Genomic DNA, 23,883 nt, shown 5'->3' with positions numbered 1-23,883 from the left:
CGCGGAGATCATCGGCCGAGATCAGCGTGGCCGGAAGAAGCCCTGGAAACCCTGCCCGGCGTTGGTGGTGCGCAGCGGCGAGACCTGCACCGGGTCGCCGGCCTCGATCAGTTGCCCGTTGCCCGCGTACATCGCGACGTGTCCGTCCCAGACGGCCAGGTCACCGGGCGCGAGGTCGGCCTGTTCGACCGGGATGCCCGCGGCATCCTGGTCCTGGGCCAGGCGGGGCAACTCCACCCCGGCCTGGCGGTAGGCCCACTGCGTGAGACCACTGCAGTCGAAGCCCTCCGGGGTGGTCCCACCCCATACGTACGGGACGCCGCGCTGACTCAGCGCGGCACGGACAGCCGTCGCGGCCCGTTCGTCCGGGGCGTAGGCGAGCGAACCGTCCGGCAGGCGGACCGCGACTCCACCCGGGCCGTTGATGGCGGCCTGGTCGTCGACGGTCGCCGGTGCCCGATGGCGGTTGAGGGCCATCATCCTGTCGGTATCCGCCCGGAGGTCGGACTGGGTGCGCGCGACGATCTGTAGTCCCCGCTGCACGTGCTCGAGCGCCACCGGCAGGATCATCGCCACTCCCTGAGGGGTGAACAGCGTCGGCCCGAGTGCGGCGGCAGCACGCTCGAACGAGTTGATCAGGGTGGTGAGCTGGTCTGCCGCGACCTTGACCTTCGCCCCTGCCCCTTCGATCAGCGCCGCGATCGCGACACTGTCGTCGGTGATGGTCGCGATCGCGCGGTGAGTGCGCGCTGCGTTGCCGATCGCGCCGTCGGCGCCGGACCCGCGCCAGGACTGCGCCACCTGGTTGGTCCCGGTCGCGGACCGTTGCCGGATTCGTTCGAGTTCGGGTGCGGCGCTGCGCAACCGATCGGCTGGGTTCTCGGGTGGCAGAACCCCGGTACCGAGTGCCGTGAGCATGATGCGCAGTGGTCCGATGAGGACCTCGACCGTCAGCATCACAGTCGCAGCCTCAGGTCGGTTGCCGCCGACGTCAGTTCTGCCGCGCCCGCATCGTCGGCCTGACCGTATCGGTTCGCCGCGGCCCGGGTTCGTTGGTTCTGTCCGGCGTGTCGGGCGGCGAGGGCATCCAGACCGTCCGCCCGTTCATCGAGGACATATGCGGTGGCGGCGAGGAAGTCGGCACCGATGACCCCGAAGGTCGTGAGGAGTTCGCCGATCGTGCCGCGATGGCGCGTGGCGTGCGCACCGACGTCGTCGGCAGCTGCTTGCTGGCCGCGCGCGTACGCGATGAGTGCGGGAGAGTGGGCGGTTACCTCGGTCATGTATCTCTGACGTCACGCTCCGCAGTCCGGTTCCACTTAATCTATTGGCATGCAGGTACAGATCGTCGATCACCCGTTGGCTGCCGCTCGCCTGACCACGATGCGCGACAAGACCACCGACAACGCCGCATTTCGCGCCGCACTCTCGGATCTGACGCAGATGCTGGTCTACGAGGCACTGGCGAAGGCACCGACCGAGACGGTCGCGATCGAGACACCACTGACCGGATTCGACGGTTCGCGGCTGGCGACGCCGCCGCTGCTGGTTCCGGTGTTGCGGGCCGGCCTCGGCATGGTGGAACAGGCGCATGCGATGGTGCCGGAGGCACATGTGGGATTCGTCGGCGTCGCCCGCGACGAGACGACGGCGAAGCCGGTGCCCTACCTGGAGTCGCTGCCCGACGATCTGTCACACCTGCCGGTCTTCGTGCTGGACCCGATGCTCGCGACCGGCGGCTCGATGCTGCACACCATCGAGTTGCTCGTCGCCCGTCACGCCACCGACATCACCGCGGTGTGCGTCGTCGCCGCGCCCGAGGGGGTCGAGGCGTTGCGGTCCTCGGGCCACCCGGTCCGGCTGGTCGTCGCGGCGGTCGACGAGGGCCTCAACGATGTCTCCTACATCGTCCCGGGCCTCGGCGACGCCGGTGACCGTCAGTTCGGACCGCGCTGACCGATTCGGGCTGTCGAACGCAACGGGTGTCCTCGACCCTCAGGCGGCGACCGCCGCCCAGCGGCCTGCGGCACGGCGGACCACCACATCATGTTCGAAGCAGGTGCTGATGCTGGTCGAGGTGAGTGTGTCGTCGACCAGTCCGGACGCGATCGTCTCACCGTCGCGCAGCAACATCGCGTGGCTGGTGCTGGCCGGGAGATCCTCGAGGTGATGGGTGACCAAGACGCTGGCCAGGTCGGGGACATCGGACCGTAGCTGGTCGATACCGGTCAGCAGTTTCTCGCGAGCGGCGAGATCGAGCCCGGTCGCCGGCTCGTCGAGCAGCAACAGTGCGGGTCGTGGCATCAACGCCCGCGCGATCAGGGTCCGACCCCGTTCGCCCTGACTCATCACCGGCCACACCGAATCCCGACGGGCGGTCATCCCGAGCAGATCGAGCAGTTCGTCCGCATGTCGATGCTCGTCGGCCGTGTAAACGTGGCGACGGTCGAGTTCGGGGGTGTTCGTCAGGCCCGTCAACACGACCTCATGGGCGGTGAGCGGGAGGTCGATGCGCCAGCGGGGATCGACATGTCCGATGTGCGTGCGCAACTCACGCATGTCGACCCGTCCGAGGCGTTTACCGAGCACGTCGACGGTCCCGTTGGTGGGGTGGCCGCGAGCACCGAGGATCGTCATCAGCGTGGACTTCCCGGCGCCGTTCGGGCCGAGCAGGGCCCAGTGCTGGCCCGGCTCGACCCGCAGGCTGACGTCGCGGAGCAGCGGACGTCCACCGCGGATGACGTCGATGTTCGATGCCGCCAGGATCGCGTGGGAAACCGTGTGCACGCGGACCACCGTAGTCAGTGCGGCAGTTCGTCGATCACCCGCTGCGCCAGCTCGTGCAGATCGCCGGTGGTCGCGGCGATGTCGAGCCGCCCCGGCGGCGCCACTACCTCCACGTAGTACTTGAGCTTCGGCTCGGTGCCCGACGGACGTGCCATCACCCGCAGGTCGATCATGCCGTCCGCCGAGCGGCCGGACAGTTGCACCCCGTCGGTGCGCAGACTGTCGGTGCGGACGGCGAAATCCTCTGTGTCCACCGAGATGCCGGCGATCGACCGGGGTGGAGAGGATCGCAACTCATCCATGATCCGGCTGATCCGGCCGAGGTCGGTGACGCGCACCGAGTGCGCGGTGGTGACGTGGACCCCGTGTTCGAGTGCGAGATCGTCGAGCGCTGCCGACAGATCGGTGCCGCCCGCCCGGCACCGGTGGGTCAGCGCCGCCGCCACGACGGCGGCGCTGATCCCGTCCTTGTCCCGAACGGCGGACGGGTCGACGCAGTGGCCGATGGCCTCTTCGTACGCGTACACCAGCGGCTCACCCGCGCGGACCAGCCATTTGAAGCCGGTCAGGGTCCGCACGTGGACCGCACCGGCCGCGGCGGCCACGCAGCCCAGCAGCGATCCGGAGACGATTGTGCTCGCGACGACGGGGTTCTCGATGTGGGTCGACGCCAGCAGGAACTTCCCGAGCAGCGCTCCGGTCTCGTCTCCGGTGAGCATGCGCCACACGCCGTGCACCCGGGTACCGATGGCGCATCGGTCGGCGTCGGGGTCCAGGGCGATCGCGACGTCGGCGGCGACACGGTCGGCCAGCGCGAGCAACCGGTCGGCCGCGCCGGGCTCCTCGGGGTTGGGAAAGGGCACCGTGGGAAAGTCGGGGTCGGGGACGAACTGTTCCTCGACGACGTGGATGTCGTCGAAGCCGGCGCCGCGCAGGGCGGCGACGGCCGGTGCGCCACCCACCCCGTGCATCGGGGTCAACGCGATCCGGACCGACGACGACGGCACCCGCCCGAACCGCTCGGACAACCGGTCGAGGTACCGGCCGGTGTTGTCGGAAGCGCGCCCCCCGGGCACCACGCCTGTTCGCGGAATGGTGTTCGCGGGGGGAGCCGCCGCGATCAGGCGCTCGATCTCGCGGTCGGCGGGCGGCACGAGCTGCGCACCGCCGGTGAGATACACCTTGTAGCCGTTGTCGGCCGGCGGGTTGTGCGAGGCCGTGACCGCCACCGCGGCGACGGCGCCGAGGTCACGGCACGCGAAGGCGATCATCGGGGTCGGCGTCGCGCCGGGCAGCCTGACGACGTCGAACCCCTGTGCCGCGAGGACTTCGGCCGTAGCCGCCGCGAACTGAGCGGAGCCGTGCCGGGCGTCACGGCCGACGACGACTGTGCCACCGCGGAATCCATGGTCGGCGAGCCAACGTCCGAGGCCGGCGGTGGCGCGGGTGACGACCGCGACGTTCATGCCGTTCGGACCGCCGCGCACCCGGCCGCGCAGGCCCGCGGTCCCGAAATGCAGGGTGTCGGCGAATCGTTCGGCGAGTCGGGTGGGGTCGAGCCCGGAGAGTTCGGACCGGGTATGCGGATCGGGGTCGGCCGCGATCCACGCCGTGGGATCTGTGGTCATGTCGTCGGGGCTCGGAGAGGTCAGAGCTCGGCGATGATGGACGCGAGCAACTCACCCATCCGGGTCGCCGAGGCGCGCCCGACGTCGAGTACCTCGGTGTGGCTGAGCGGTTCGCCGGTGATCCCGGCGGCGAGGTTCGTGACCAGCGAGATGCCCAGGACGTCGAGTCCGGCCGCGCGAGCCGCGATCGTCTCGTGGACCGTCGACATGCCGACGAGGTCGGCCCCGAGGGTGCGCAGCATGCGGATCTCGGCGGGTGTCTCGTAGTGCGGTCCGGGCAGACCTGCGTACACGCCCTCGGCCAATGACGGGTCGGTGCGTCGCGCGATGTCGCGCAATCGGGGGGAGTAGGCGTCGACGAGGTCCACGAACTGCGCCCCGACCAGCGGCGAGCGCGCGGTGAGATTGAGATGATCGGAGATCAGTATCGGCTGCCCGACCGCCATGTCGTCGCGCAGCCCGCCGGCCGCGTTGGTCAGGACGATCGTGTGGGCCCCGGCCGCGGCGGCGGTGCGGACCGGATGGACCACCCGGGCCAGATGGTGTCCTTCGTAGGCGTGGATCCGCCCGAGCAGGATCAGCACCCGCCGATCGCCGATGTGGACCGAATGCGCGACGCCGCCGTGGCCCGCCGCCTGCGGAGGGAGAAAGCCGGGAATGGCGGCCATCGGCACACTGGCGATCGGGGTGCCGAACGCGGCGGCGGCCGGCGCCCAGCCGGACCCGAGGACCACCGCGACGTCGTGGGCGGCGCAATCGGTCTCGGCGGAGATGGTCGCAGCGGCGGCGATGGCGGCGGCGTCGGCGTCGGCGGTGGGGTCCATGGGCCCAACCCTAATGCCCGGCGATAAGGTCGCTACATGCCATTTCTCCGTTCTGTAGGCGATGTCACCGAGCTCTACCTGGGCACCGAGGGTGCCGAGCTCGATGAGGCCAATCCGGACAACCGGTTCCGGCTCGAATGGATCGCCGAGGTCGACGAGATCCTCGACCGTGTCGCAGCGGAACCGACCACGCCACTGGTCATCACCGCGACCGGCAAGTTCTTCACCAATGGCCTCGACACCGACTACATCGCGGGCAATGCCAGTGGGCTGCCGCGGTATCTCGATCGGGTGCACGCGCTGTATGTGAAGCTGCTCACCCTGCCGGTGCCGACGGTGGCGGCGATCAACGGACACGCCTTCGGTGCGGGCGCGATGCTCGCCCTGTGCGCAGACCATCGGGTGATGCGCACCGAGCGTGGATTCTGGTCGTTGCCGGAGGCAGCGCTCGGGATGCCGTTCACCCGGGGGATGAGCACGTTGCTCCGCACCCGGCTCACCGACGTCACGGCGACCGAGGCGATGCTGACCTCGAAGCGGTACGGCGCCGACGATGCGGTGGCGGCCGGGATCGTCGACGAGGCCGTCGACGCCGCGTCTCTGCTCGACCGGGCCCGTGCAGTGGCGGCCGAGCGTGCTCCGCTGGCGGGCCCCAACCTCGGCCAGATCAAACGTGGGCTGCGGCAGCCGCTGATGGTCGACCTGGCCACCCCGACGCCGCCGACGGTCCTGTGAGGGCACTCCGATGGCGGTGAGCGAACCCGGAGTCCAGCCCCTGGCGCCGCGTGGCGTCATCGACGAGTGGTGGGCGGCGCACGGATCGGATGTGGTGCGGTGGCGCCGTCAGATCCACGCGCACCCGGAATTGTCGCGTCAGGAGATCAACACCACGGAATTGGTGATGGCGGAACTGATCGCGGCAGGCCTGCAGCCGCGCCGGCTGCCGCTCGGGACCGGTGTGGTGTGTGATCTCGGTCCCGACGAACAGCCGAGGATCGCTCTGCGAGCGGACATGGACGCGCTACCGGTAACCGAACACACCGGCCTCGCGTTCAGCTCGACCGTCGAGGGCGTCTCCCACTCCTGCGGCCACGACGCGCACACCGCGATCCTCATCGGGGTCGCCAAACTGCTGGCGTCGGTCGAGCAGCTGCCGATCGGTGTGCGGCTGATCTTCCAGCCCGCCGAGGAGGTGATGCCCGGCGGAGCCCTCGACGCGGTGGCGGCCGGTGTGATGGGCGGTGTCGGCCGGATCTTCGCGCTGCACTGTGACCCGAAGCTCCCGGTGGGCTCGGTCGGGCTGCGCGCCGGTCCGTTGACGTCGGCCGCCGATCACATCGACCTGCAGTTGCACTCGGCGGGTGGGCACACGTCGCGCCCGCATCTGACCGGCGACCTTGTCTATGCGATGGGCTCGGTCATCACCGGTCTGCCCGGAATCCTCTCGCGGCGCCTGGATCCGCGGTCGGGAACGGTCATGGTGTGGGGGGCCGCCCACGCGGGCAGCGCGCCCAACGCGATTCCGCAGGAGGGACGACTGCGCGGAACGGTCCGGACCGGCGACCACGGAACCTGGGCCGAACTCGAACCCCTGGTCCGCAGCGTGATCGGCGAGCTGCTCGCCCCGCTCGGGGTCCGGTACGACCTGTCGTACTTCCGGGGTGTCCCGCCGGTGGTCAACGACGAGCTGGCGATCGCCACGATGACCGCGGCCGTCGCCGAGATCGGGCCGAATGCGGTCGCGGAGACCCCGCAGTCGCCGGGCGGCGAGGACTTCTCGTGGTACCTCGAGCATGTGCCGGGCGCGATGGGTCGACTCGGGGTCTGGGACGGTATCGCACCACACGTCGACCTGCATCAACCGAATTTCGACCTCGACGAACGTGCGCTCGAGGTCGGAGTACGGACCCTGGCGGGGATCGCCCTGGCGGGCGGCTGAGCCGGGGCCGCGATCAGGGTTCGACCGGCCCCGGACCCGGACCCACATTGCGTGATTCGCGCAGGCGGAGGTCCTGGACGTACTCCGAGGGCGCACCGGCGATCTCGGCCGCCTCGGCCATCACCCCGAGGTAGCGCGCCGACGGCAGACCGCCTTCGTAGGCGTCGAGGACGTACAGCCAGGCGAGCACCGCGCCATCGGCGGTGTCGACCCGTGCCCGGATCTTCACGTGGATGCCGAGTTCGGAACCCTCCCAGCGGTCCAGGTTCTCCTCGTCCTCGGGAGTCACGTCGTAGAGCACCACGAAGACCTTGGCATCCGGGTTGTCGCGGTCCTCGGTGACCGTCGCGAGCGAACCCTCCCAGCCGATGTCGCCGCCACCGAACGTCAGCCGCCAGCCGTGCAACCAGCCGGTGCCCGACATGGGGGAGTGCGGTGCACGCTCGGCCATCTGCTCGGGATGCATGTTGGAACCGTAGGCGGCATATATCGGCACGGGCGAAAGCCTAGATGGTCGGCGCGCGGCGCGAAAGCTGGGCCCGCCCCGTCCGCGCGTCGGACAAACGGCCCGGGGACTAGGTTGGAGGGCGACCTGCCCGCTGCCCGGAGCAAGAAAACGGCCGAATGACCGAGTTCGGCCGAGGATGACGAGAGGACTCACAAGTGACCAAGATCGTGATCATCGGCGGAGGGCCCGCGGGTTACGAGGCGGCGTTGGCCGCGGCTGCCTACGGCGCGGACATCACGATTGTCGACTCCGACGGCGTCGGCGGGGCGTGTGTGCTCTGGGACTGTGTGCCGTCGAAGACGTTCATCGCGTCGACCGGCATCCGCACCGAGGTCCGCAAGGCCGTCGACCTGGGCATCAACCTGAGCACCGACGCCGCGTTGGTCACACTGCCGCAGATCCACCAGCGCGTTCGCGATCTCGCCTTCGCCCAGTCCGCCGACATCCGCTCGCGACTGATCAGCGAGGGTGTGAAGCTTGTCTCCGGCCGCGCCGAACTCGATGCCAGGCAGATCGGTGTGTCCACGCACGGCGTGATCGCGCATCTCGACGACGGATCGACGCAACGCTACGAGGGCGATGTCGTGCTGATCGCCACAGGTGCCTCTCCCCGCGTGCTGCCCGACGCGCAGCCGGATGGCGAACGCATCCTCACCTGGCGGCAGCTCTACGACCTCGAAGAACTCCCCGAGCATCTCGTCGTCATCGGTTCCGGCGTGACGGGCGCCGAGTTCGTCCACGCCTACACCGAACTGGGCGTCCGGGTGACATTGGTGTCGAGCCGCGACCGGGTGCTGCCGGGTGAGGACGAGGACGCCGCCTTGGTGCTCGAGGACGCACTGGCCGAGCGGGGCGTCGAACTCATCAAGCACGCGCGGGCCGACAAGGTTGAGCGGCAGGGGGATTCGGTGACGGCGCATCTGACCGATGGCCGCACCGTGACCGGGTCGCATGTGCTGATGACAGTGGGCTCCGTCCCCAACACCGCCGATCTGGGACTCGACCGGGCGGGCGTCGAGGTCGACCGGGCCGGCTACATCACCGTCGACCGGGTCTCGCGGACGTCGGTGCCGGGTATCTACGCGGCCGGCGACTGCAGTGGCCTGCTGCCGCTGGCGTCGGTCGCGGCGATGCAGGGCCGCATCGCCATGTACCACTCTCTCGGTGAGGGGGTGAGCCCGATCAAGCTGAAAACCGTTGCGTCCGCAATCTTCACCCGTCCGGAGATCGCCACTGTCGGGGTGTCCCAGAAGGCCATCGACAACGGTGAGTACCCGGCACGCACCGTCATGCTGCCCCTGGCCACGAATCCGCGGGCCAAGATGAGCGGCCTGCGTCGTGGGTTCGTGAAGATCTTCTGCCGCCCGGCGACCGGCGTGGTCATCGGCGGTGTGGTGGTCGCGCCGACCGCCTCGGAACTCATCCTGCCGATCGCGCTGGCGGTGCAGAACAAGCTGACGGTGTCCGATCTCGCGCAGACGTTCTCGGTGTATCCCTCACTGTCGGGCTCGGTGACCGAGGCGGCGCGTCAGCTGGTGCGTCACGACGACCTGGACTGACTCCCGTCCGGGCGGAGGGTCAGGCGAGGTCGAGGCTGTGCTCGACGGCCCGGTTCCAGTCGGCGTAGAGGCGCTCTCGGGTCGTGGAATCCATCCGCGGGTCCCAGCGCTTGTCCTCGGCCCAGTTCTCGCGGATCTCGTCCTCGGACTCCCAGTATCCGACCGCCAGGCCGGCGGCGTAGGCGGCGCCCAGTGCCGTCGTCTCACTGACGACCGGCCGAACAACGGGGACGTCGAGGATGTCGGCCTGGAACTGCATCAGGAGGTCGTTGACGACCATCCCGCCGTCGACCTTCAGGGTGGACAACTCGACTCCGGAGTCCGCCTGCATCGCCTCGATCACCTCACGTGTCTGAAAGGCACTGGCCTCCAGAGCGGCTCGTGCGAGGTGGCCCTTGTTGACGAATCGGGTCAGGCCCACGATGACGCCGCGGGCGTCGGGGCGCCACCGCGGCGCGAACAGCCCGGAGAATGCTGGGACGAAATAGGCGCCGCCGTTGTCGTCGACGGTCGCGGCCAACGACTCGATCTCCGCCGTGTGGGCGAACAGGCCGAGGTTGTCGCGCAGCCAGTGCACCAGCGAACCGGTGACGGCGATCGATCCCTCGAGCGCGTAGCGGGCCGGTTGATCGCCGATGCGATAGCACACGGTGGTCAGCAGGCCGTGCTCGCTGAACACCGGTTCGGTACCCGTGTTCAGCAGCAGGAAGTTGCCCGTCCCGTAGGTGTTCTTGGCTTCGCCGGGGCGCAGACAGGCCTGCCCGAACGTCGCCGCCTGCTGATCGCCGAGAATGCCCGCCAGCGGCACCCCCGGCAGTGACCCGTGTTCGCGCAACGGACCGTAGACCTCCGACGAACTGCGGATCTCGGGCAGCATTGCCATCGGGACGCCCATCTCCGCGCAGATCTGCGCGTCCCAGGCCAGGGTGCGCAGGTCCATCAGCATCGTGCGCGACGCGTTGGTGACGTCCGTGAGATGACGTCCACCGTCGGGGCCGCCGGTCATGTTCCAGACCATCCACGAATCCATTGTGCCGAAACAGAGTTCACCGGCTTCCGCGCGTTGCCGGGCGCCGTCGACGTGGTCGAGGAGCCAGCGGATCTTGGGTCCGGCGAAGTACGTCGACAGCGGCAGTCCGGTGCGGTCCCGGTAGCGATCGGCGCCGACGTCCCCGGCGAGATCGGTGCACAGATCGTTGGTTCGGGTGTCCTGCCAGACGACGGCGTTGTGAATGGGCACGCCGGTCTCCCGGTCCCAGATGAGAGTTGTCTCACGTTGGTTGGTGAGGCCGCAGGCCGCGATGTCATCGTGGCTCAGATCGGCCGAGGCGAGGGCAGCCGCGGTCACCCGCCGGGTGTTGCGCCAGATCTCGGCCGCATCGTGTTCCACCCATCCTGCCTGGGGAAATATCTGCCGGTGTTCGATCTGTTCACTGCTGACCACCCGTCCGCCGCGATCGAAGATCATCGCCCGCGTGGAGGTGGTGCCCTGGTCGATGGCCGCGACATATGTGCTTGCACTACCCACGCGGCCAGTGTCGCACGCGGTGGCATCGCGTGAGATCAATTAGGCTCGGCAACCATGAACACCGAGTTCAACCCGGATCGACCAGCGGATATGGGTCCGCTCTACCGTGCCGAGGCGTGGCGGCGGCTGGGCAGTGAACAGTTCGACGTCGTGGTCATCGGCGGCGGGGTGGTGGGAGTTGGTGCCGCGCTGGATGCCGCGACCCGCGGCCTGCGTGTCGCGTTGGTCGAGGCCCGCGACATCGCGTCCGGCACGTCGAGCCGATCGTCGAAGATGTTCCACGGTGGGCTTCGCTATCTCGAGCAGCTCGAGTTCGGCCTGGTGCGGGAGGCTCTCCGAGAACGAGAACTCTCGTTGCGCCTGCTGGCGCCGCATCTGGTCAAACCGTTGCCCTTCCTGTACCCGCTCACCCGACGCGTGTGGGAGCGTCCGTACGTGGCGGCCGGCATCTTCCTGTACGACCAGATGGGCGGAGCGAAATCGGTTCCGGGACAGAAGCATGTGACCCGATCCGGGGCTCTCCGGGTGGCACCGGCGCTGAAGCGCAACTCGCTGATCGGTGGAATCCGCTACTACGACACCGTCGTCGACGACGCGCGACACAGCCTCACTGTTGCCCGCACCGCCGCGAACTATGGTGCGGTGATCCGCACTTCCACGCAGGTGATCGGCTTCCTCCGGGAGGCGGACCGCGTTCTGGGCGTGCGTGTTCGCGACACGGAGAACGGTGAAACCGCCGAGATTCGCGCCCACTGCGTGATCAACGCGGCCGGGGTCTGGACCGACGAGGTACAGGCGCTGTCGAAGCAGCGCGGACACTTCAAGGTTCGCGCCTCCAAGGGTGTCCACATCGTGGTGCCGCGGGACCGCATCGTCAGTGAGACCGCGATCATCCTGCGCACCACGAACTCGGTGCTGTTCGTGATCCCGTGGGAGACACACTGGATCATCGGCACCACCGACACCGACTGGAATCTCGACCTCGCGCACCCGGCGGCCACCCGTGCCGACATCGACTACATCCTCGAGCGGGTCAACGAGGTACTGGTCACCAAGCTGACCCACAATGACATCGAAGGCGTTTACGCCGGACTGCGGCCCCTGCTCGCGGGCGAGGATGACGAGACGTCGAAACTGTCGCGCGAGCACGCCGTCGCCACCGTCGCGCCCGGGCTGGTGTCTATTGCCGGCGGGAAGTACACCACCTACCGGGTGATGGCCGCCGACGCGGTGGACGCCTGCACCGATTTCATCCCGACCCGCGTGGCTTCGTCGATCACCGAGCGCGTGCCCCTGCTCGGTGCCGACGGATACTTCGCACTGATCAACCAGTGTGAACATCTCGGACGCCGATTCGGCTTGCATCCGTACCGGATTCGACGACTGCTCAATCGTTACGGTTCGCTGATCGACGACGTCCTCTACTACGCCGACAACGACCCTTCGCTGCTGCGGCCACTCGCCGCGGCCCCGCAGTACCTCCGCGTCGAGGTCTTGTATGCGGCGATCGACGAGGCGGCGCTGCACCTCGAGGATGTCCTCGCCCGCCGGACCCGGATCGCCATCGAGTATCCCCATCGCGGCGTGGATTGCGCACAGGAGGTCGCCGATCTGCTTGCCCCGATCCTGGGTTGGACGCCTGAGCAGACGGCCTTCGAGGTGGCCACCTATGTGGCTCGCGTCGAGGCCGAGATCGCCTCACAGCAACAACCCGACGATGACTCCGCCGACGCGCTGCGCGCCGCCGCGCCGGAGGCGCGACCGGAGATCCTGGAGCCCGTGCCGGTACCGGAGTGATGCTGTTCAGGGGTCGGGTGAGGTTGCCTCGGTTCTTGAGACACGGTCCCTGAGGAGCGAGTTTGCGAGCGTCATCACCCGGTCCCTGAGGAGCGAGCTTGCGAGCGTCACCCCCCGGTCCCTGAGGAGCGAGCTTGGCGTCACCACCCGGTCCCTGAGGAGCGAGCTTGGCGTCACCACCCGGTCCCTGAGGAGCGAGCTTGGCGTCACCACCCGGTCCCTGAGGAGCGAGCTTGGCGTCACCACCCGGTCCCTGAGGAGCGAGCTTGCGAGCGTCACGAAGGGCCCTTCGTGACGCATCCTCGCAGGCTCGGAGGCTCCTCAGGGAGCGGGTGGTGGGCGTGTTTTGGGTCTTTCCGGGGCGGCTGGTGGGTCGGGTGGTTGCTGTTGGCCGGTGTGCGGAGTTTGTCATCGGTCCCTGAGGAGCGAGTTTGCGAGCGTCACCCCCCCAGTCCCTGAGGAGCGAGCCTGGCGTCACCACCCGGTCCCTGAGGAGCGAGCCTGGCGTCACCACCCGGTCCCTGAGGAGCGAGCCTGGCGTCACCACCCGGTCCCTGAGGAGCGAGCTTGCGAGCGTCACGAAGGGCCCTTCGTGACGCATCCTCGCAAGCTCGGAGGCTCCTCAGGGAGCTGGTGGTGACGCATCCTCGCAGGCTCGGAGGTTTCGGTTGGTGACGCATCCTCGCAGGCTCGGAGGTTCGGGTGGTAACGCTTCGGTCGTTCCTGGCGAGGTTGCGGGGAACGGGTGGTGACGCATCCACACCGAGTTCGGGACCTTTGGCACTGGTGGGGCTGGTGCGGTGGCGGGAGAATCAGTTATGGCAGAAGGACAGATCATGGTCGACAACAGGGTGCAAGACCTCACCAGCGACGAGGCCTGGGAACTTCTCGGAACTACTGAGCTCGGACGAATAGCGCTGAGTGTCAATGGTTTCCCTGACATATTCCCGGTGAACTTCCACGCCGGTGAGGGACGGATCGTCATCCGCACGGGCGAGGGCACCAAACTCGCCGAGATCGCGGTCAACGGAAACGTCGCGTTCGAGGCCGATGACCACACCGACGAGAGCGGGTGGAGTGTTGTCGCGAAAGGTGTTGCACGCGTTCTTGTCTCGATGCATGACATCGCAGCTGCCGACGAGTTGCCCTTGCGTCCGTGGATTCCCACGATGAAGTACAACTACGTGGAGATCTCGGTTTCCGAGATCAGCGGTCGGCGGTTTCTGTTCGGTCCAGAGCCGGAACGGTACCCGGTCTAGCGGCCGTCACGTCACGCTAATCGGGGGCGGGTATCGCGTCGCCCCGGGGCCTGCCATCGCGACCTGCGTCATGTCTGACACCGCGGACAGAAGTAGATCACGCGATCTTCGCCGGTCGAGCCGAGAGTCCCTCGCTCGACCGGCGTATTACATCTGCGGCACCATTGCCCGCGCCGACCGTAGACCCACATCCGCGCGTTCGGAGCCGTCGCGCCGGTCGTCGTCCGTGCGGAGCGGTTCCGGTTGGCCCACAGCAGACGCCGGCTGAGCTCGACGATCCCCACGACATCGACGTCGGACACCGGTCGTGTCGGCAGAACACCACGAAGAAAACAGATCTCGCTGCGGTACACGTTGCCGACGCCGGCCATCAACCGCTGGTCGAGCAGGGCCATCCCGATCTGTTCGTCCGGACACGCCTCGATCCGACGGACCGCCTCGCCCGGTGTCCAGCCCTCGCCGAGCAGGTCAGGACCCAGATAGGCGAGCGCGGCGTCGGGATCCGCCAGCAGTTCCAGGATGCCGAGCTCGAATCCGACCGCCTCGTGCTCGGCGGTCCGGAGCACCACCCGCGCCTGGAATCCCGGCCGCCGCCACCGTGTCCCCAACCGATGGACATGCCAGGCGCCCTCCATCTTCAGGTGTGAGTGGACACTCAGCGTGCCGACGTCGGGGTGTTGGTCGTCGGGCCCGCCGACGTCGATGAGGAGATGTTTCCCACGCGAGCGCACCGACGTCACCCGACGACCGGCGAGGTCGACGGTCGCCAGTGAGGGCACGCGGAACTGGGAGTGCTCCAACTCGCGTCCCGCGAGTGCTGCCCGCAGCCGGGCCGCGGTCGCGAAGACGGTGTCGCCTTCAGGCATGCTGTCCGTAGCGGAGCCGGATTCCCCGCGGTGTCGTCGCGAAGCCGGCGCCGACGAGAGTCCGCCCGAAGTCGGACGCCAGCGATGGTTGCGAGTCCACCTGGTCGATCATCAGCCTGGATACCCGACCGCTGCGGACCAGTGACGCCAACGCTCCGGCGGCGGCTTCCAGCTGCGCTGGGGTGTCGGTGAAGGTGAGGACAGTCTTGCCGCCGCGCTCGACGAAGACGACCAGCACCCCGTCGACCAGTACCACCAGTGCGCCGGGCTTGCGCCCCGGCCGGTGACCGCCGTCGGCCGCGAGTGCGGCCGGCCATTCCAGGGCCGCACCGTAGGGGTTGGCCGGATCGGTTGCGGCGAGCACGATTGCCGAATCCTTCGACCGACGATCGACGAGCGCGTGACGGCGCAGATCGTCGACCGTCGACGTGGACGCGAACTGGGCACCGCCCAGGCTGTCGACGTAATAGCCGCGTCGTACGTGTCCGTTGTCTTCGAACACGTTGAGGGCCTTGTAGATCCGAGCGAACCCGCCGACGACGTCCTCGGCTGCGACACTTCCGCGGGTGATCACGCCATAGCGGGCGAGCAACTGCTCGCAGAGGATCTGGGTGGTCACGGTGGGTTCGGCCTCGGCGCGGTCCAGGTGGAACCACCTGCCACCCGCGGTGGGGGCGACCGGTCGGCCTGCGCCGTGTTCGGCCAGATAGCGGGTGGACAGTCGTTGTGCCCGAAGCCGCGGTGCACGGCCGCGGGATCGGTGTGCCGGTGCGGATCTCGTCGTCGACGTGGCACGTCGTGGGGCGAGTAGGGCGCGGACCGGCGCGAACGAGTCGTTGCTGACCTGTCCGGCCCAGACGAGGTCCCAGACCGCGGATTCGAGGTCGGCCGCAGTGACCTCGATCTCGACCGCGTCCGACAACTGGGTGAAGCGCAGGGCGCCGCCCGGCGCCAGGGTCTCGTGCACCCGCGAGTGCACTGCGGTGGTGTCGATCTCGTCGGGTGCGGGCAGCGTGAGAGGCGCGATATCCGCCGGGTGGAAGGCGATCCAGCCGTCCGACCCGCCGATGCGACCGTGCCCGGACCAGATCACCTCGCCGGAGCTCAGCAGCTCGTCGAGCATGGTGGGCGTGTAATCGGTGATCCGTGCAGGCAGGATCAGTGATTCCCAGGCGGACGCCGGCAACGGATAGCCGGCGAGCTGGTCGATGACCGTGGCCACACCGTCCACACCACTCACCATGTCGTCGGCGGCGGCGTGCTGCCATGAGGTCACGAAACGGGCCAGCACATCGGTGCCCACCGGGGCGACCTCGGCGCGACTGGCGGCCAGCGAACCACGCCGGATCTGGCCGAGGACATCGGCGTGACACCATTGCGTCACACCGCGGCGGTCCCCGGAGTCGGCATCGGGCAGGAAATCGCCCTCCACGACCCTCCGGTCGGACGCCAGACGGATCAGCGTGTCACGGACCACGCCGACCGCCATGCCCACCGATTCGGCCGCCTCGGCAACGGTGAACGGTCCGTGCGTACGTGCATATCGGCCGACGAGGTCGCCGACCGGATCGGGGACGGGCTCGAGATAGGCGGCCGGGATGCCCAGTGGCGCGGGCACGCCCAGTGCGTCGCGCAGGCGGGCGGTGTCGTCCACCGAGGCCCAGAGTGCTCGTCCGCCGTGGTTGATCGAGATGATCTGTCCGCTGCGATGCAACTCGGTCAGAAGTGCCAGTGCCGGTCCGTCACCGCGATACCGATCGATCACCTCATCGGTACTCAGCGCGCCCAACCATCGCAGCAGATCGACGATGTCCTCGGCGTCGCGGGCCTGCCGCTCGGGAGCGAGTCGCTGCAGACGGGCTGTGACGTCGGCGATGACCGCCGGGTCGAGCAACTCACGGAGATCGACCCGGCCCAACAACTGGGCCAGCAGGCTGGTGTCCAGGGACAGGGCCGCCGCCCGGCGTTCGGCGAGTGGGGCGTCGTCGGCGTACATGAACGCACCCACGTAACCGAACAGCATGGATGCGGCGAAGGGGGAGGGACTCGCCGTCTCGGTCTCCACGATCCGGATGCGGCGCTGTCGGATCCGGGTGAGCAGGTCGATGAGAGCCGGCAGATCATAAACATCCTGGAGGCACTCCCGCACCGCTTCCAGGACGATCGGGAAGTCGGGGAATTTGGAGGCCACCGACAGCAGCTGGGCACTGCGCTGCCGCTGTTGCCAGAGCGGTGCACGACGACCCGGGTCCCGGCGCGGCAACAACAGGGCGCGGGCGGCACATTCACGGAAGCGCGACGCGAACATCGCCGAGTCGGCGAGCGCGTCGGTGACCATCTGCTCGATCGTGTCCGGCTCGATCACGAACACCGCGGCGCCGGGAGGCTCGTCGTCGGTGTCCGGGAGCCGGACGATGATGCCGTCGTCGGATGCGGTGGTCGCGCCCTCGATGCCCAGTGTCTCCTGCAACCGGGCGGAAATGGCGCTGGCCCACGGCGCGTGCACACGTAAGCCGTAGGGGGAGTGCAGGATGAGTCGCCAGTCGCCCAACTCGTCGCGGAACCGTTCGACGACGAGGGTGCGGTCGGTGGGAAGATGACCGGTGGCCTCGCGCTGCTCGGCGATGAGCGCGGACAGGTTCTGTTGCGCGAAATCGGTGAGTCCGAGTCGTTCGGCATGTCCGGCCAGGATCTCCGGGTCGGCGACCGCGCCGGTGAACTTCCCGATGGCCGCACCCAGCTCGGCGGGTCGCCCGACGGTGTCGCCGATCCAGAACGGCAGTCGACCGGGCTGGCCGTAGGCGGGGGAGACCAGAACCCGGTCGTGGGTGATGTCCTCGATACGCCAACTGGTTGCGCCGAGTGCGAAGACATCGCCGACCCGCGACTCGTAGACCATCTCTTCGTCGAGTTCGCCCACGCGGGTGGACTTCTCGCCGACCATGAACACACCGAAGAGCCCCCGATCGGGGATCGATCCACCGGAGGTGACGGCGAGTCGTTGTGCACCCCGGCGTCCGACCAACGTCCCGCTGTCCCGGTCCCAGGTGACGCGCGGACGCAGCTCGGCGAACTCGTCGGACGGGAACCGTCCCGAGATGAGGTCGAGGGTGGCCTCGAACACCTGCCGGCCCAGTTCGCGGTACGGCGCCGCACGACGCACGACGTCGAACCACTGGTCGACGTCGAGCTCGTCGATCGCCGCTGCGGCGATCGTCTGCTGCGCGAGGATGTCGAGCGGGTTCTGCGGCACCCGCAGTTCCTCGATCGCACCATCGAGCATCCGCTCCACGGTCACCGTGCAGTGGATGAGGTCGGTGCGGTGCTTGGGGAAGAGCACGCCCTGGGATATCTCGCCGACCTGATGGCCGGCGCGCCCGATCCGCTGCAGCCCGTTCGCCACCGACGGCGGCGCCTCCACCTGGATGACGAGATCGACTGCTCCCATGTCGATACCGAGTTCCAGTGAGCTGGTCGCCACCACGCATGCCAGTCGACCGGATTTCAGGTCGTCCTCGATCTGTGCCCGCTGCTCCTTGCTGACCGACCCGTGGTGGGCGCGGGCGAGTGTGGGTTCGGCACCCGAACTGGCCCCGCTGGCCATCACGAAGGCCGGTGCGCCCCCGGCGACCGTAGGGTTGCGGGTGACCGGGGCCGGTGCCCCGGAGGTGCGTTCGGCATGGATCTCGTTGAGGCGCGCGGTCAGTCGCTCCGCGAGTCGCCGTGAATTGGCGAACACGATCGTCGCGCGGTTCTTCTCGATCAAATCGACGATCGACGACTCGACGTAGGGCCACAACGACCCGGCGATGGGGGAGAACGCGTCGTCGAGATCGTCGGCCGCGGCCGAATCGGATGGCGGGATGTTGGCCATGTCCTCGACCGGTACGTCGACCCGGAGGTCGAATGTCTTGGTCGCCGTCGGCTTGACCACCCGGCACGGCGCGGCCCCGCTGAGGAAGCCGGCGACGACCTCCGGGGGTCTGACGGTCGCGGACAGACCGATGCGCTGCGCGGGCTTCTCGAGCAATTCGTCGAGCCGCTCGAGGGTCAACGCGAGATGCGTGCCGCGTTTGGTGGCGGCGACTGCGTGCACCTCGTCGACGATCACCACGTCCACGTCGGTCAACGTCTCGCGTGCCGCCGACGTCAGCATCAGATACAGCGACTCCGGGGTGGTGATCAGGATGTCCGGCGGGGTTTTGACGAGCGAGCGCCGCTGCGCGGGTGCCGTGTCTCCGGACCGGACGCCGACGGTGATGTTCGGCTCCGGCAGGTTCAGCTCCTGCGCGGCTCTGGTGATGCCCGTGAGCGGCGCCCGCAGGTTGCGCTCGACGTCGACCGCGAGGGCCTTGAGCGGGGAGATGTAGAGGACCCGGGTGCCGTGGCGGCGATCGGTGTCGGTGGCCAGCCGGTCGAGAGCCCAAAGAAATGCCGAGAGGGTCTTGCCCGACCCGGTGGGCGCGATGACCAACGTGTTGTCCCCGTCGGCGATCGAGGTCCATGCGCCGATCTGGGCGGCGGTCGGCTCCTCGAAGGCGCCACTGAACCACCGCCGGGTGGGGGCGGTGAAGCGGTCGAGTACAGAGGCCTTCCGGGGCACAAAATCCATCATCCCCTACGCCACCGACATGCTCGGGTACAGTCAACGCACACCAGTGCGCGGGGAATCCGGCGAGAATCCGGAGCGGTCGCGCCGCTGTGATCGTGCGTCACCGACCAGGTGGGTGCCGAGAGCCAGAATGCCGCCCTGGTGGGAGTTCATTTCAGCCGCATACGGGACGCGAGATCCCGGGAAGGACCCGACAGACGATGACCGTTTCCACCCAAGCGACGGCGACCAGCAGAGCCCGCACGCTGGCCGTTCCGAATCTCTCGGTCGCGAGCGCAGCCGTGTGGCTGAGCCTCACCGTGCTGCTCGCCGCACTTGCCTATTACTTCCTCGGGTACGACCAGGGTGCCGTCTCGGTGTTCGGGTCCGACACCCACGTGCACGAATTCGTGCACGACGCGCGGCACTTCCTCGGTTTCCCCTGCCACTGATCGACACGCAGGGAGACAACCGCACATGGAGAAGAAATTCATCGGCGCAGGCCTGCTCTCCGGCCTGATCGCCGGCATCGCCGCGTACATTTTCGCGCGGCTGTTCATCGAGCCGCAGGTCGCAAAGGCGATCGACTACGAAGAAGGGCGATCGAACGCCGAACAGATGCTCGCCGGTGGCCATGACCACGGTGCCCACGAGCATGGCGAGGTGTTCTCCCGATCGGTGCAGGAGAACATCGGCGCCGGCGTCGGCACCGTCGTGTTCGCGATCTGCATGGGCGCGTTCTTCGCCGTCGCATTCACCGTCCTGTGGGCCTACCTGGGTCGTCGATATCCGGCGACCGACCCGCGAGCCGTCGCGGGGGCACTCGGCGCGATCGGCTTCGTCGCGGTGTTCGCGGTGCCGTTCTTCGCCTACCCGGCGAACCCGCCGGCGGTGGGTGACGCCGACACCATCGGAGCGCGCAGCGGTGCGTTCCTGACGATCACGATCCTGTCGGTCGGCTTCGCGATCGCAGCCGTGGTGGCAGCACTCTGGCTACGCCCGCGGCTCGGTGGGCTCGTCGCGGGAGTCCTGGCCGCGGTTGCCTATCTCGTGGCGGTCGCCATCGCCATCGCCCTGCTGCCGCAGTTCCATGAGGTCCCGACGGCGGTGATGAGCGGGGAACAGATCGTCTTCCCAGGATTCCCGGGCGATGTGATCGGCGATTTCCGGGTGTACTCCATCGCGAACCAGGTGATCCTCTGGACGGTGCTGACGGTCGTGTTCGCCCTGATCCTCGGGCGCTTCATGCGCACCGAGACGAGTGGTCGCGCCGCCGAACAAGAGAGCAGTGAGCGGCTCGGCGCCTGAGCATGCTCGTCATCACCGCCGGCCGCAGCGGCCCCAACAGGTCGTTGCGGTTCGGTGGTGATCCATCTCTGGACGAGCGGGGCCGGCGTGATGTCGGGAAGCTGCGTGCAGCCGTCGACTCTTCGGCGGCCATCGCGGGACCCGAGTCGGTCGTGCGCGAGACGTGCGAGGTCCTCGATATCGCCTACGATCTCGACGAACGCCTGCGCGGTCTGGACGTCGGCAGCTGGTCGGGATGCTCTCCCGAGCAGCTCCACCCCGACGACCTGAGGCTGTGGTTGCACGACCCACAGGCGTGCCCGCACGGCGGTGAGACGGTCGCGGATTTCGTCGCACGGATCCACCGCTGGCGAGCCGACGCCGCCGCAGCGCCCGACGTCTGCGTCGTGACGATGCCCGTCGCACAGGCACTGCTCGCTCCCGACGCCGCGCAGTTCTTTGCCACACAGGTCCGCCCTGCCACCCTGTACCCACTGCCCAGCTGACCCCTGCCCCGGACCCCTGCCCCGGAAACGCGCGGCCCCGGAACGCGCTGCCCCGGAGCCTGCCCGGACCACCCAGCCTTCGGCAATCGCCCGCCGAAAACCGCCCGGCAGCGGCACGCTGTCGGCGATGCGCCGAGTTCCGGCCCACCACGGGCGGTTTTCGGCGGCGGCTCAGACCTCAATGGCACGAGTGTGCCGGTATGTGTCTTTACATCCGCAGTGACTCCTGACACAGTGTTCACCAAGCAAACTGAAACATGTTCTGACTCCGGGGAGTGTGCGATGTTCGAGTGGTCCGAAGAAGATCTGATGGTGCGAGATGCCTTGCGCGCGTTCATCGACAAAGAGATCCGGCCCAACATCGACGAACTCGAGACCGGTCAGCTGCCGCCCTATGACATCACCCGTAAGCTGCTGTCGACGTTCGGGGTCGACGCGATGGCCGCCGAAGCGCTCGAGAAGGAATTGGAGGCCGAGGCCACCGGCGAGAAGAGCTCGGGCGGTGGCGGCGGGAACATGTCCAGTTCGATGTTCATGATCGTCAACATCGAGCTGGCGGGGGTCTGCCTCGGCCTCGTCGGTTCGATGGGTGTCAGCATGGGGTTGACCGCCTCGACCATCCGCGGCAAGGGGACGCTGGCCCAGAAGAAGCGGTGGCTGCCCGAACTGGTCACCATGGAGAAGATCGGTGCCTGGGCGATCACCGAACCCGACTCGGGCTCGGATGCGCTGGGCGGCATGAAGACCACGGTCCGCCGGGACGGCGACGACTATCTCCTCAACGGTCAGAAGACGTTCATCACCAATGGTCCGTACGCCGACACGATCGTCGTGTTCGCCAAGCTCGACGATGGCAGCGACACCCCGATGCGTGACCGCAAGGTGCTCTCTTTCGTCCTCGACAAGGGGATGCCAGGCCTGACGCAGGGCAAGCCGTTCAAGAAGATGGGCATGATGAGTTCGCCTACCGGTGAGCTGTTCTTCGACAACGTGCGGCTCGGCAGGGACCGGCTCCTCGGCGAGACCGAGGACACCGGTGCGGACACGCGCGGTGGCGAGGGTGCCAAGGCGGGCTTCACCGCCGAGCGGGTCGGTATCGCGGCGCTGTCGCTGGGCATCATCAATGAGGCCCAGCGGCTGTCCATCGACTACGCCAAGAACCGAAAACTGTGGGGACAGGACATCGGGCAGTTCCAGCTCATCCAGCTCAAGCTGGCCGAGATGGAGGTCGCCCGGATCAACGTCCAGAACATGCTGTTCAGCGCGATCGAACGGACCAAGGCGGGCAAGCCGCTGTCGCTGCCCGAGGCATCGGCGATGAAGCTGTACTCGTCGCGCGCGGCCACCGACGTGGCGATGGAGGCGGTGCAGCTGTTCGGCGGCAACGGGTACATGGCCGAATATCGGGTCGAACAGCTCGCGCGCGACGCGAAATCGCTGATGATCTACGCCGGCAGCAACGAGATCCAGGTGACCCACGTCGCCAAGGGGCTGTTGCGAGGGTGATTCACGTGCGGGGGTGATTCAGGCCCCGGTGATCACCAGGCCGATGAGCGTGAGGTTGAGGATCACGATCAGGATCGCTGCGATGCCGGCACCGACGCGCAGCGCTCGACCGTCGGCGAACTCGCCCATCAGTTCGCGGTTGGCGGTGAAGCGTCCGAGCGGGATCACCGCGAACGGGATGCCGAAGCTCAGCACCACCTGACTGATCACCAGCGCCCAGGTCGGGTCGACGCCCATCGCAAGCACCACCAGCGCCGGAATGACCGTGACCACCCGCCGGAGGAGCAGCGGGATGCGTTTGTGCAGCAGCCCGCCCATGATCGCGGCACCTGCCGATGACCCCACCGAGGTCGATGCGAGTCCGCTGGCCAGCAGCCCGACGGCGAAGGCGGTCGCCATCGTCGGTCCGAGCGCGTTCGCGACGGCGTCGTAGGCGCCCTCGATGGAGTCGGTGCCCTCCTTGCCCCGGAGGTTCTGCGCCGCGAGAAGGAGCAGCGCGATGTTGACGGCGCCCGCGATGACCAGCGCGATCACCACGTCCCAGCGGGTGATCCGGACCAGGTGCCGTTTGCGCGCGGCGGTCCGGCTGACCCCGTGCCGGTCGATGACCATCGCCGAGTGCACGTAGATGGCGTGGGGCATGACGGTCGCGCCGAGCATGCCGGCGGCAAGCAGCACGGTCTCGGAGCCGTCCAGTCGAGGCACGAGGCCGCCGAGAACCGCGCCCGGAGCGGGCGGTTCGACGACCAGACCGGCGAGGAACCCGATCACGATGATCGCCAACAATCCGAGGATCACGCGCTCGAAGATGCGCTCCTGCCGTGGATTCTGCAGCATCAGCAGCACGAGCGACACCGCACCGACGATCACGCCACCCAGCACCAGCGGCAGATCGAAGAGCAGTTGGAGGGCGATCGCGCCGCCGAGGACCTCGGCCAGATCGGTGGCGATGGCGACCACCTCGGCCTGGACCCAGAACGCGAGACGTGAGCGTGTGGTCAGCCGGTCGCCCAACAGGGCGGGCAGGCTCTTGCCGGTGACGATGCCGAGCTTGGCCGACTGGTATTGGATCAGCATCGCGATGACATTCGCCAGCACGAGGACCCACACCAGCAGGAATCCGTATCGCGCTCCGGCCGTGATGTTGGCGGCGACATTGCCGGGATCGACATAGGCGATCGCGGCCACGAACGCGGGTCCGAGCAGCGCCATGTTGCGCAGGAGGTTTCTGCGGTTCCGGGACAACCGCCTGCGCGTGGTGTCGTTGCCGTTACGCGTGCCGACCAGTGTCACTCGCC

The 23,883-nt window shown here is 68.2% G+C and carries 20 protein-coding genes and 1 riboswitch; of the genes, 10 read left to right on the top strand and 10 right to left on the bottom strand.

Going from position 1 to position 23,883, the window contains the following annotated elements:
* Nucleotides 1–21 precede the first annotated feature (21 nt).
* Nucleotides 22–957: a C40 family peptidase gene (locus tag AC4AMJ_RS14890; RefSeq protein ID WP_489918440.1), complete on the bottom strand. Its 936-nt coding sequence runs from the start codon at nt 955–957 to the stop codon at nt 22–24.
* Nucleotides 957–1,283 carry a type VII secretion target gene (locus AC4AMJ_RS14885; RefSeq protein WP_489913013.1) on the bottom strand — a complete coding sequence of 109 codons (327 nt, stop codon included), beginning with the start codon at nt 1,281–1,283 and terminating at the stop codon, nt 957–959. The genes AC4AMJ_RS14890 and AC4AMJ_RS14885 overlap by 1 nt, the downstream gene beginning before the upstream one ends.
* A 49-nt stretch (nt 1,284–1,332) precedes the next feature.
* Here AC4AMJ_RS14885 and upp point away from each other — a divergent pair, with 49 nt between their 5' ends.
* Nucleotides 1,333–1,956, top strand: a complete 624-nt coding sequence (upp, locus tag AC4AMJ_RS14880) for a uracil phosphoribosyltransferase (protein ID WP_489900409.1) — start codon at nt 1,333–1,335, stop codon at nt 1,954–1,956.
* Nucleotides 1,957–1,995: 39 nt separating this feature from the next.
* Here upp and AC4AMJ_RS14875 read toward each other — a convergent pair whose 3' ends face one another.
* From AC4AMJ_RS14875 to AC4AMJ_RS14865, 3 genes are read right to left on the bottom strand one after another with little or no spacing between them, the layout of a single operon-like run.
* Nucleotides 1,996–2,787 (bottom strand): ABC transporter ATP-binding protein, encoded by a 792-nt coding sequence (locus AC4AMJ_RS14875; protein WP_489900410.1) that lies wholly within the window; start codon nt 2,785–2,787, stop codon nt 1,996–1,998.
* A 14-nt stretch (nt 2,788–2,801) separates the two neighbouring features.
* Nucleotides 2,802–4,415: a phospho-sugar mutase gene (locus AC4AMJ_RS14870; RefSeq protein WP_489900411.1), complete on the bottom strand. Its 1,614-nt coding sequence runs from the start codon at nt 4,413–4,415 to the stop codon at nt 2,802–2,804.
* 20 nt (nt 4,416–4,435) lie between these two features.
* Nucleotides 4,436–5,239 carry a purine-nucleoside phosphorylase gene (locus AC4AMJ_RS14865; RefSeq protein WP_489900412.1) on the bottom strand — a complete coding sequence of 268 codons (804 nt, stop codon included), beginning with the start codon at nt 5,237–5,239 and terminating at the stop codon, nt 4,436–4,438.
* A gap of 36 nt (nt 5,240–5,275) precedes the next feature.
* On the opposite strand from AC4AMJ_RS14865, the gene AC4AMJ_RS14860 reads away from it, so the two are divergent.
* On the top strand, nt 5,276–5,974 hold the full coding sequence (locus tag AC4AMJ_RS14860) for an enoyl-CoA hydratase/isomerase family protein (protein ID WP_489900413.1): 699 nt from the start codon (nt 5,276–5,278) through the stop codon (nt 5,972–5,974).
* A gap of 10 nt (nt 5,975–5,984) precedes the next feature.
* The gene (locus AC4AMJ_RS14855; RefSeq protein WP_489900414.1) at nt 5,985–7,178 is read left to right on the top strand and encodes an amidohydrolase; all 1,194 of its coding nucleotides are present in this window, start codon (nt 5,985–5,987) and stop codon (nt 7,176–7,178) included.
* A 13-nt stretch (nt 7,179–7,191) separates the two neighbouring features.
* Here AC4AMJ_RS14855 and AC4AMJ_RS14850 read toward each other — a convergent pair whose 3' ends face one another.
* A complete protein-coding gene (locus AC4AMJ_RS14850; RefSeq protein WP_489900415.1) occupies nt 7,192–7,674 on the bottom strand; it encodes a gamma-glutamylcyclotransferase family protein in 483 nt (160 codons plus the stop codon).
* Between the two features lie 167 nt (nt 7,675–7,841).
* Between AC4AMJ_RS14850 and AC4AMJ_RS14845 the strand changes: the two genes are divergently transcribed.
* The gene (locus tag AC4AMJ_RS14845; protein WP_489900416.1) at nt 7,842–9,245 is read left to right on the top strand and encodes an NAD(P)H-quinone dehydrogenase; all 1,404 of its coding nucleotides are present in this window, start codon (nt 7,842–7,844) and stop codon (nt 9,243–9,245) included.
* Nucleotides 9,246–9,264: 19 nt separating this feature from the next.
* Here AC4AMJ_RS14845 and glpK read toward each other — a convergent pair whose 3' ends face one another.
* Entirely contained in the window at nt 9,265–10,773 is a 1,509-nt protein-coding gene (glpK, locus tag AC4AMJ_RS14840; RefSeq protein WP_489900417.1) for a glycerol kinase GlpK, read from the bottom strand.
* A gap of 54 nt (nt 10,774–10,827) precedes the next feature.
* On the opposite strand from glpK, the gene glpD reads away from it, so the two are divergent.
* Together glpD and AC4AMJ_RS14830 are read left to right on the top strand one after the other, a co-directional pair.
* Nucleotides 10,828–12,570, top strand: a complete 1,743-nt coding sequence (gene glpD / locus AC4AMJ_RS14835; RefSeq protein WP_489913010.1) for a glycerol-3-phosphate dehydrogenase — start codon at nt 10,828–10,830, stop codon at nt 12,568–12,570.
* Nucleotides 12,571–13,406: 836 nt separating this feature from the next.
* A complete protein-coding gene (locus tag AC4AMJ_RS14830; protein WP_489900419.1) occupies nt 13,407–13,829 on the top strand; it encodes a pyridoxamine 5'-phosphate oxidase family protein in 423 nt (140 codons plus the stop codon).
* A 68-nt stretch (nt 13,830–13,897) separates the two neighbouring features.
* Here AC4AMJ_RS14830 and AC4AMJ_RS14825 read toward each other — a convergent pair whose 3' ends face one another.
* Both AC4AMJ_RS14825 and AC4AMJ_RS14820 read right to left on the bottom strand, forming a co-directional pair.
* Complete coding sequence (locus AC4AMJ_RS14825; protein ID WP_489913008.1) at nt 13,898–14,695, bottom strand: DNA-formamidopyrimidine glycosylase family protein; 798 nt, start codon at nt 14,693–14,695, stop codon at nt 13,898–13,900.
* A complete protein-coding gene (locus AC4AMJ_RS14820; protein WP_489918439.1) occupies nt 14,688–19,298 on the bottom strand; it encodes an ATP-dependent helicase in 4,611 nt (1,536 codons plus the stop codon). The genes AC4AMJ_RS14825 and AC4AMJ_RS14820 overlap by 8 nt, the downstream gene beginning before the upstream one ends.
* Before the next feature lie 37 nt (nt 19,299–19,335).
* Nucleotides 19,336–19,463: riboswitch (cobalamin riboswitch) on the top strand.
* Nucleotides 19,464–19,507: 44 nt separating this feature from the next.
* On the opposite strand from AC4AMJ_RS14820, the gene AC4AMJ_RS14815 reads away from it, so the two are divergent.
* The 4 genes from AC4AMJ_RS14815 (at nt 19,508) to AC4AMJ_RS14800 (ending at nt 22,585) form a co-directional block, all read left to right on the top strand.
* Complete coding sequence (locus AC4AMJ_RS14815) at nt 19,508–19,738, top strand: CbtB domain-containing protein (protein WP_489913006.1); 231 nt, start codon at nt 19,508–19,510, stop codon at nt 19,736–19,738.
* A 25-nt stretch (nt 19,739–19,763) separates the two neighbouring features.
* Nucleotides 19,764–20,594: a CbtA family protein gene (locus tag AC4AMJ_RS14810; protein ID WP_489913004.1), complete on the top strand. Its 831-nt coding sequence runs from the start codon at nt 19,764–19,766 to the stop codon at nt 20,592–20,594.
* 2 nt (nt 20,595–20,596) lie between these two features.
* Nucleotides 20,597–21,079, top strand: coding sequence for a histidine phosphatase family protein (locus AC4AMJ_RS14805; protein WP_489913002.1), 483 nt, complete (start codon nt 20,597–20,599; stop codon nt 21,077–21,079).
* A 282-nt stretch (nt 21,080–21,361) separates the two neighbouring features.
* Nucleotides 21,362–22,585 carry an acyl-CoA dehydrogenase family protein gene (locus AC4AMJ_RS14800; protein ID WP_489913000.1) on the top strand — a complete coding sequence of 408 codons (1,224 nt, stop codon included), beginning with the start codon at nt 21,362–21,364 and terminating at the stop codon, nt 22,583–22,585.
* An 18-nt stretch (nt 22,586–22,603) separates the two neighbouring features.
* Here AC4AMJ_RS14800 and AC4AMJ_RS14795 read toward each other — a convergent pair whose 3' ends face one another.
* The gene (locus tag AC4AMJ_RS14795) at nt 22,604–23,878 is read right to left on the bottom strand and encodes an Nramp family divalent metal transporter (protein WP_489912998.1); all 1,275 of its coding nucleotides are present in this window, start codon (nt 23,876–23,878) and stop codon (nt 22,604–22,606) included.
* Nucleotides 23,879–23,883 lie beyond the last annotated feature (5 nt).

The sequence above is a fragment of the Gordonia sp. LMA484 genome, assembly GCF_058129505.1.
This window is presented reverse-complemented; position numbering and strand designations above follow the sequence as displayed.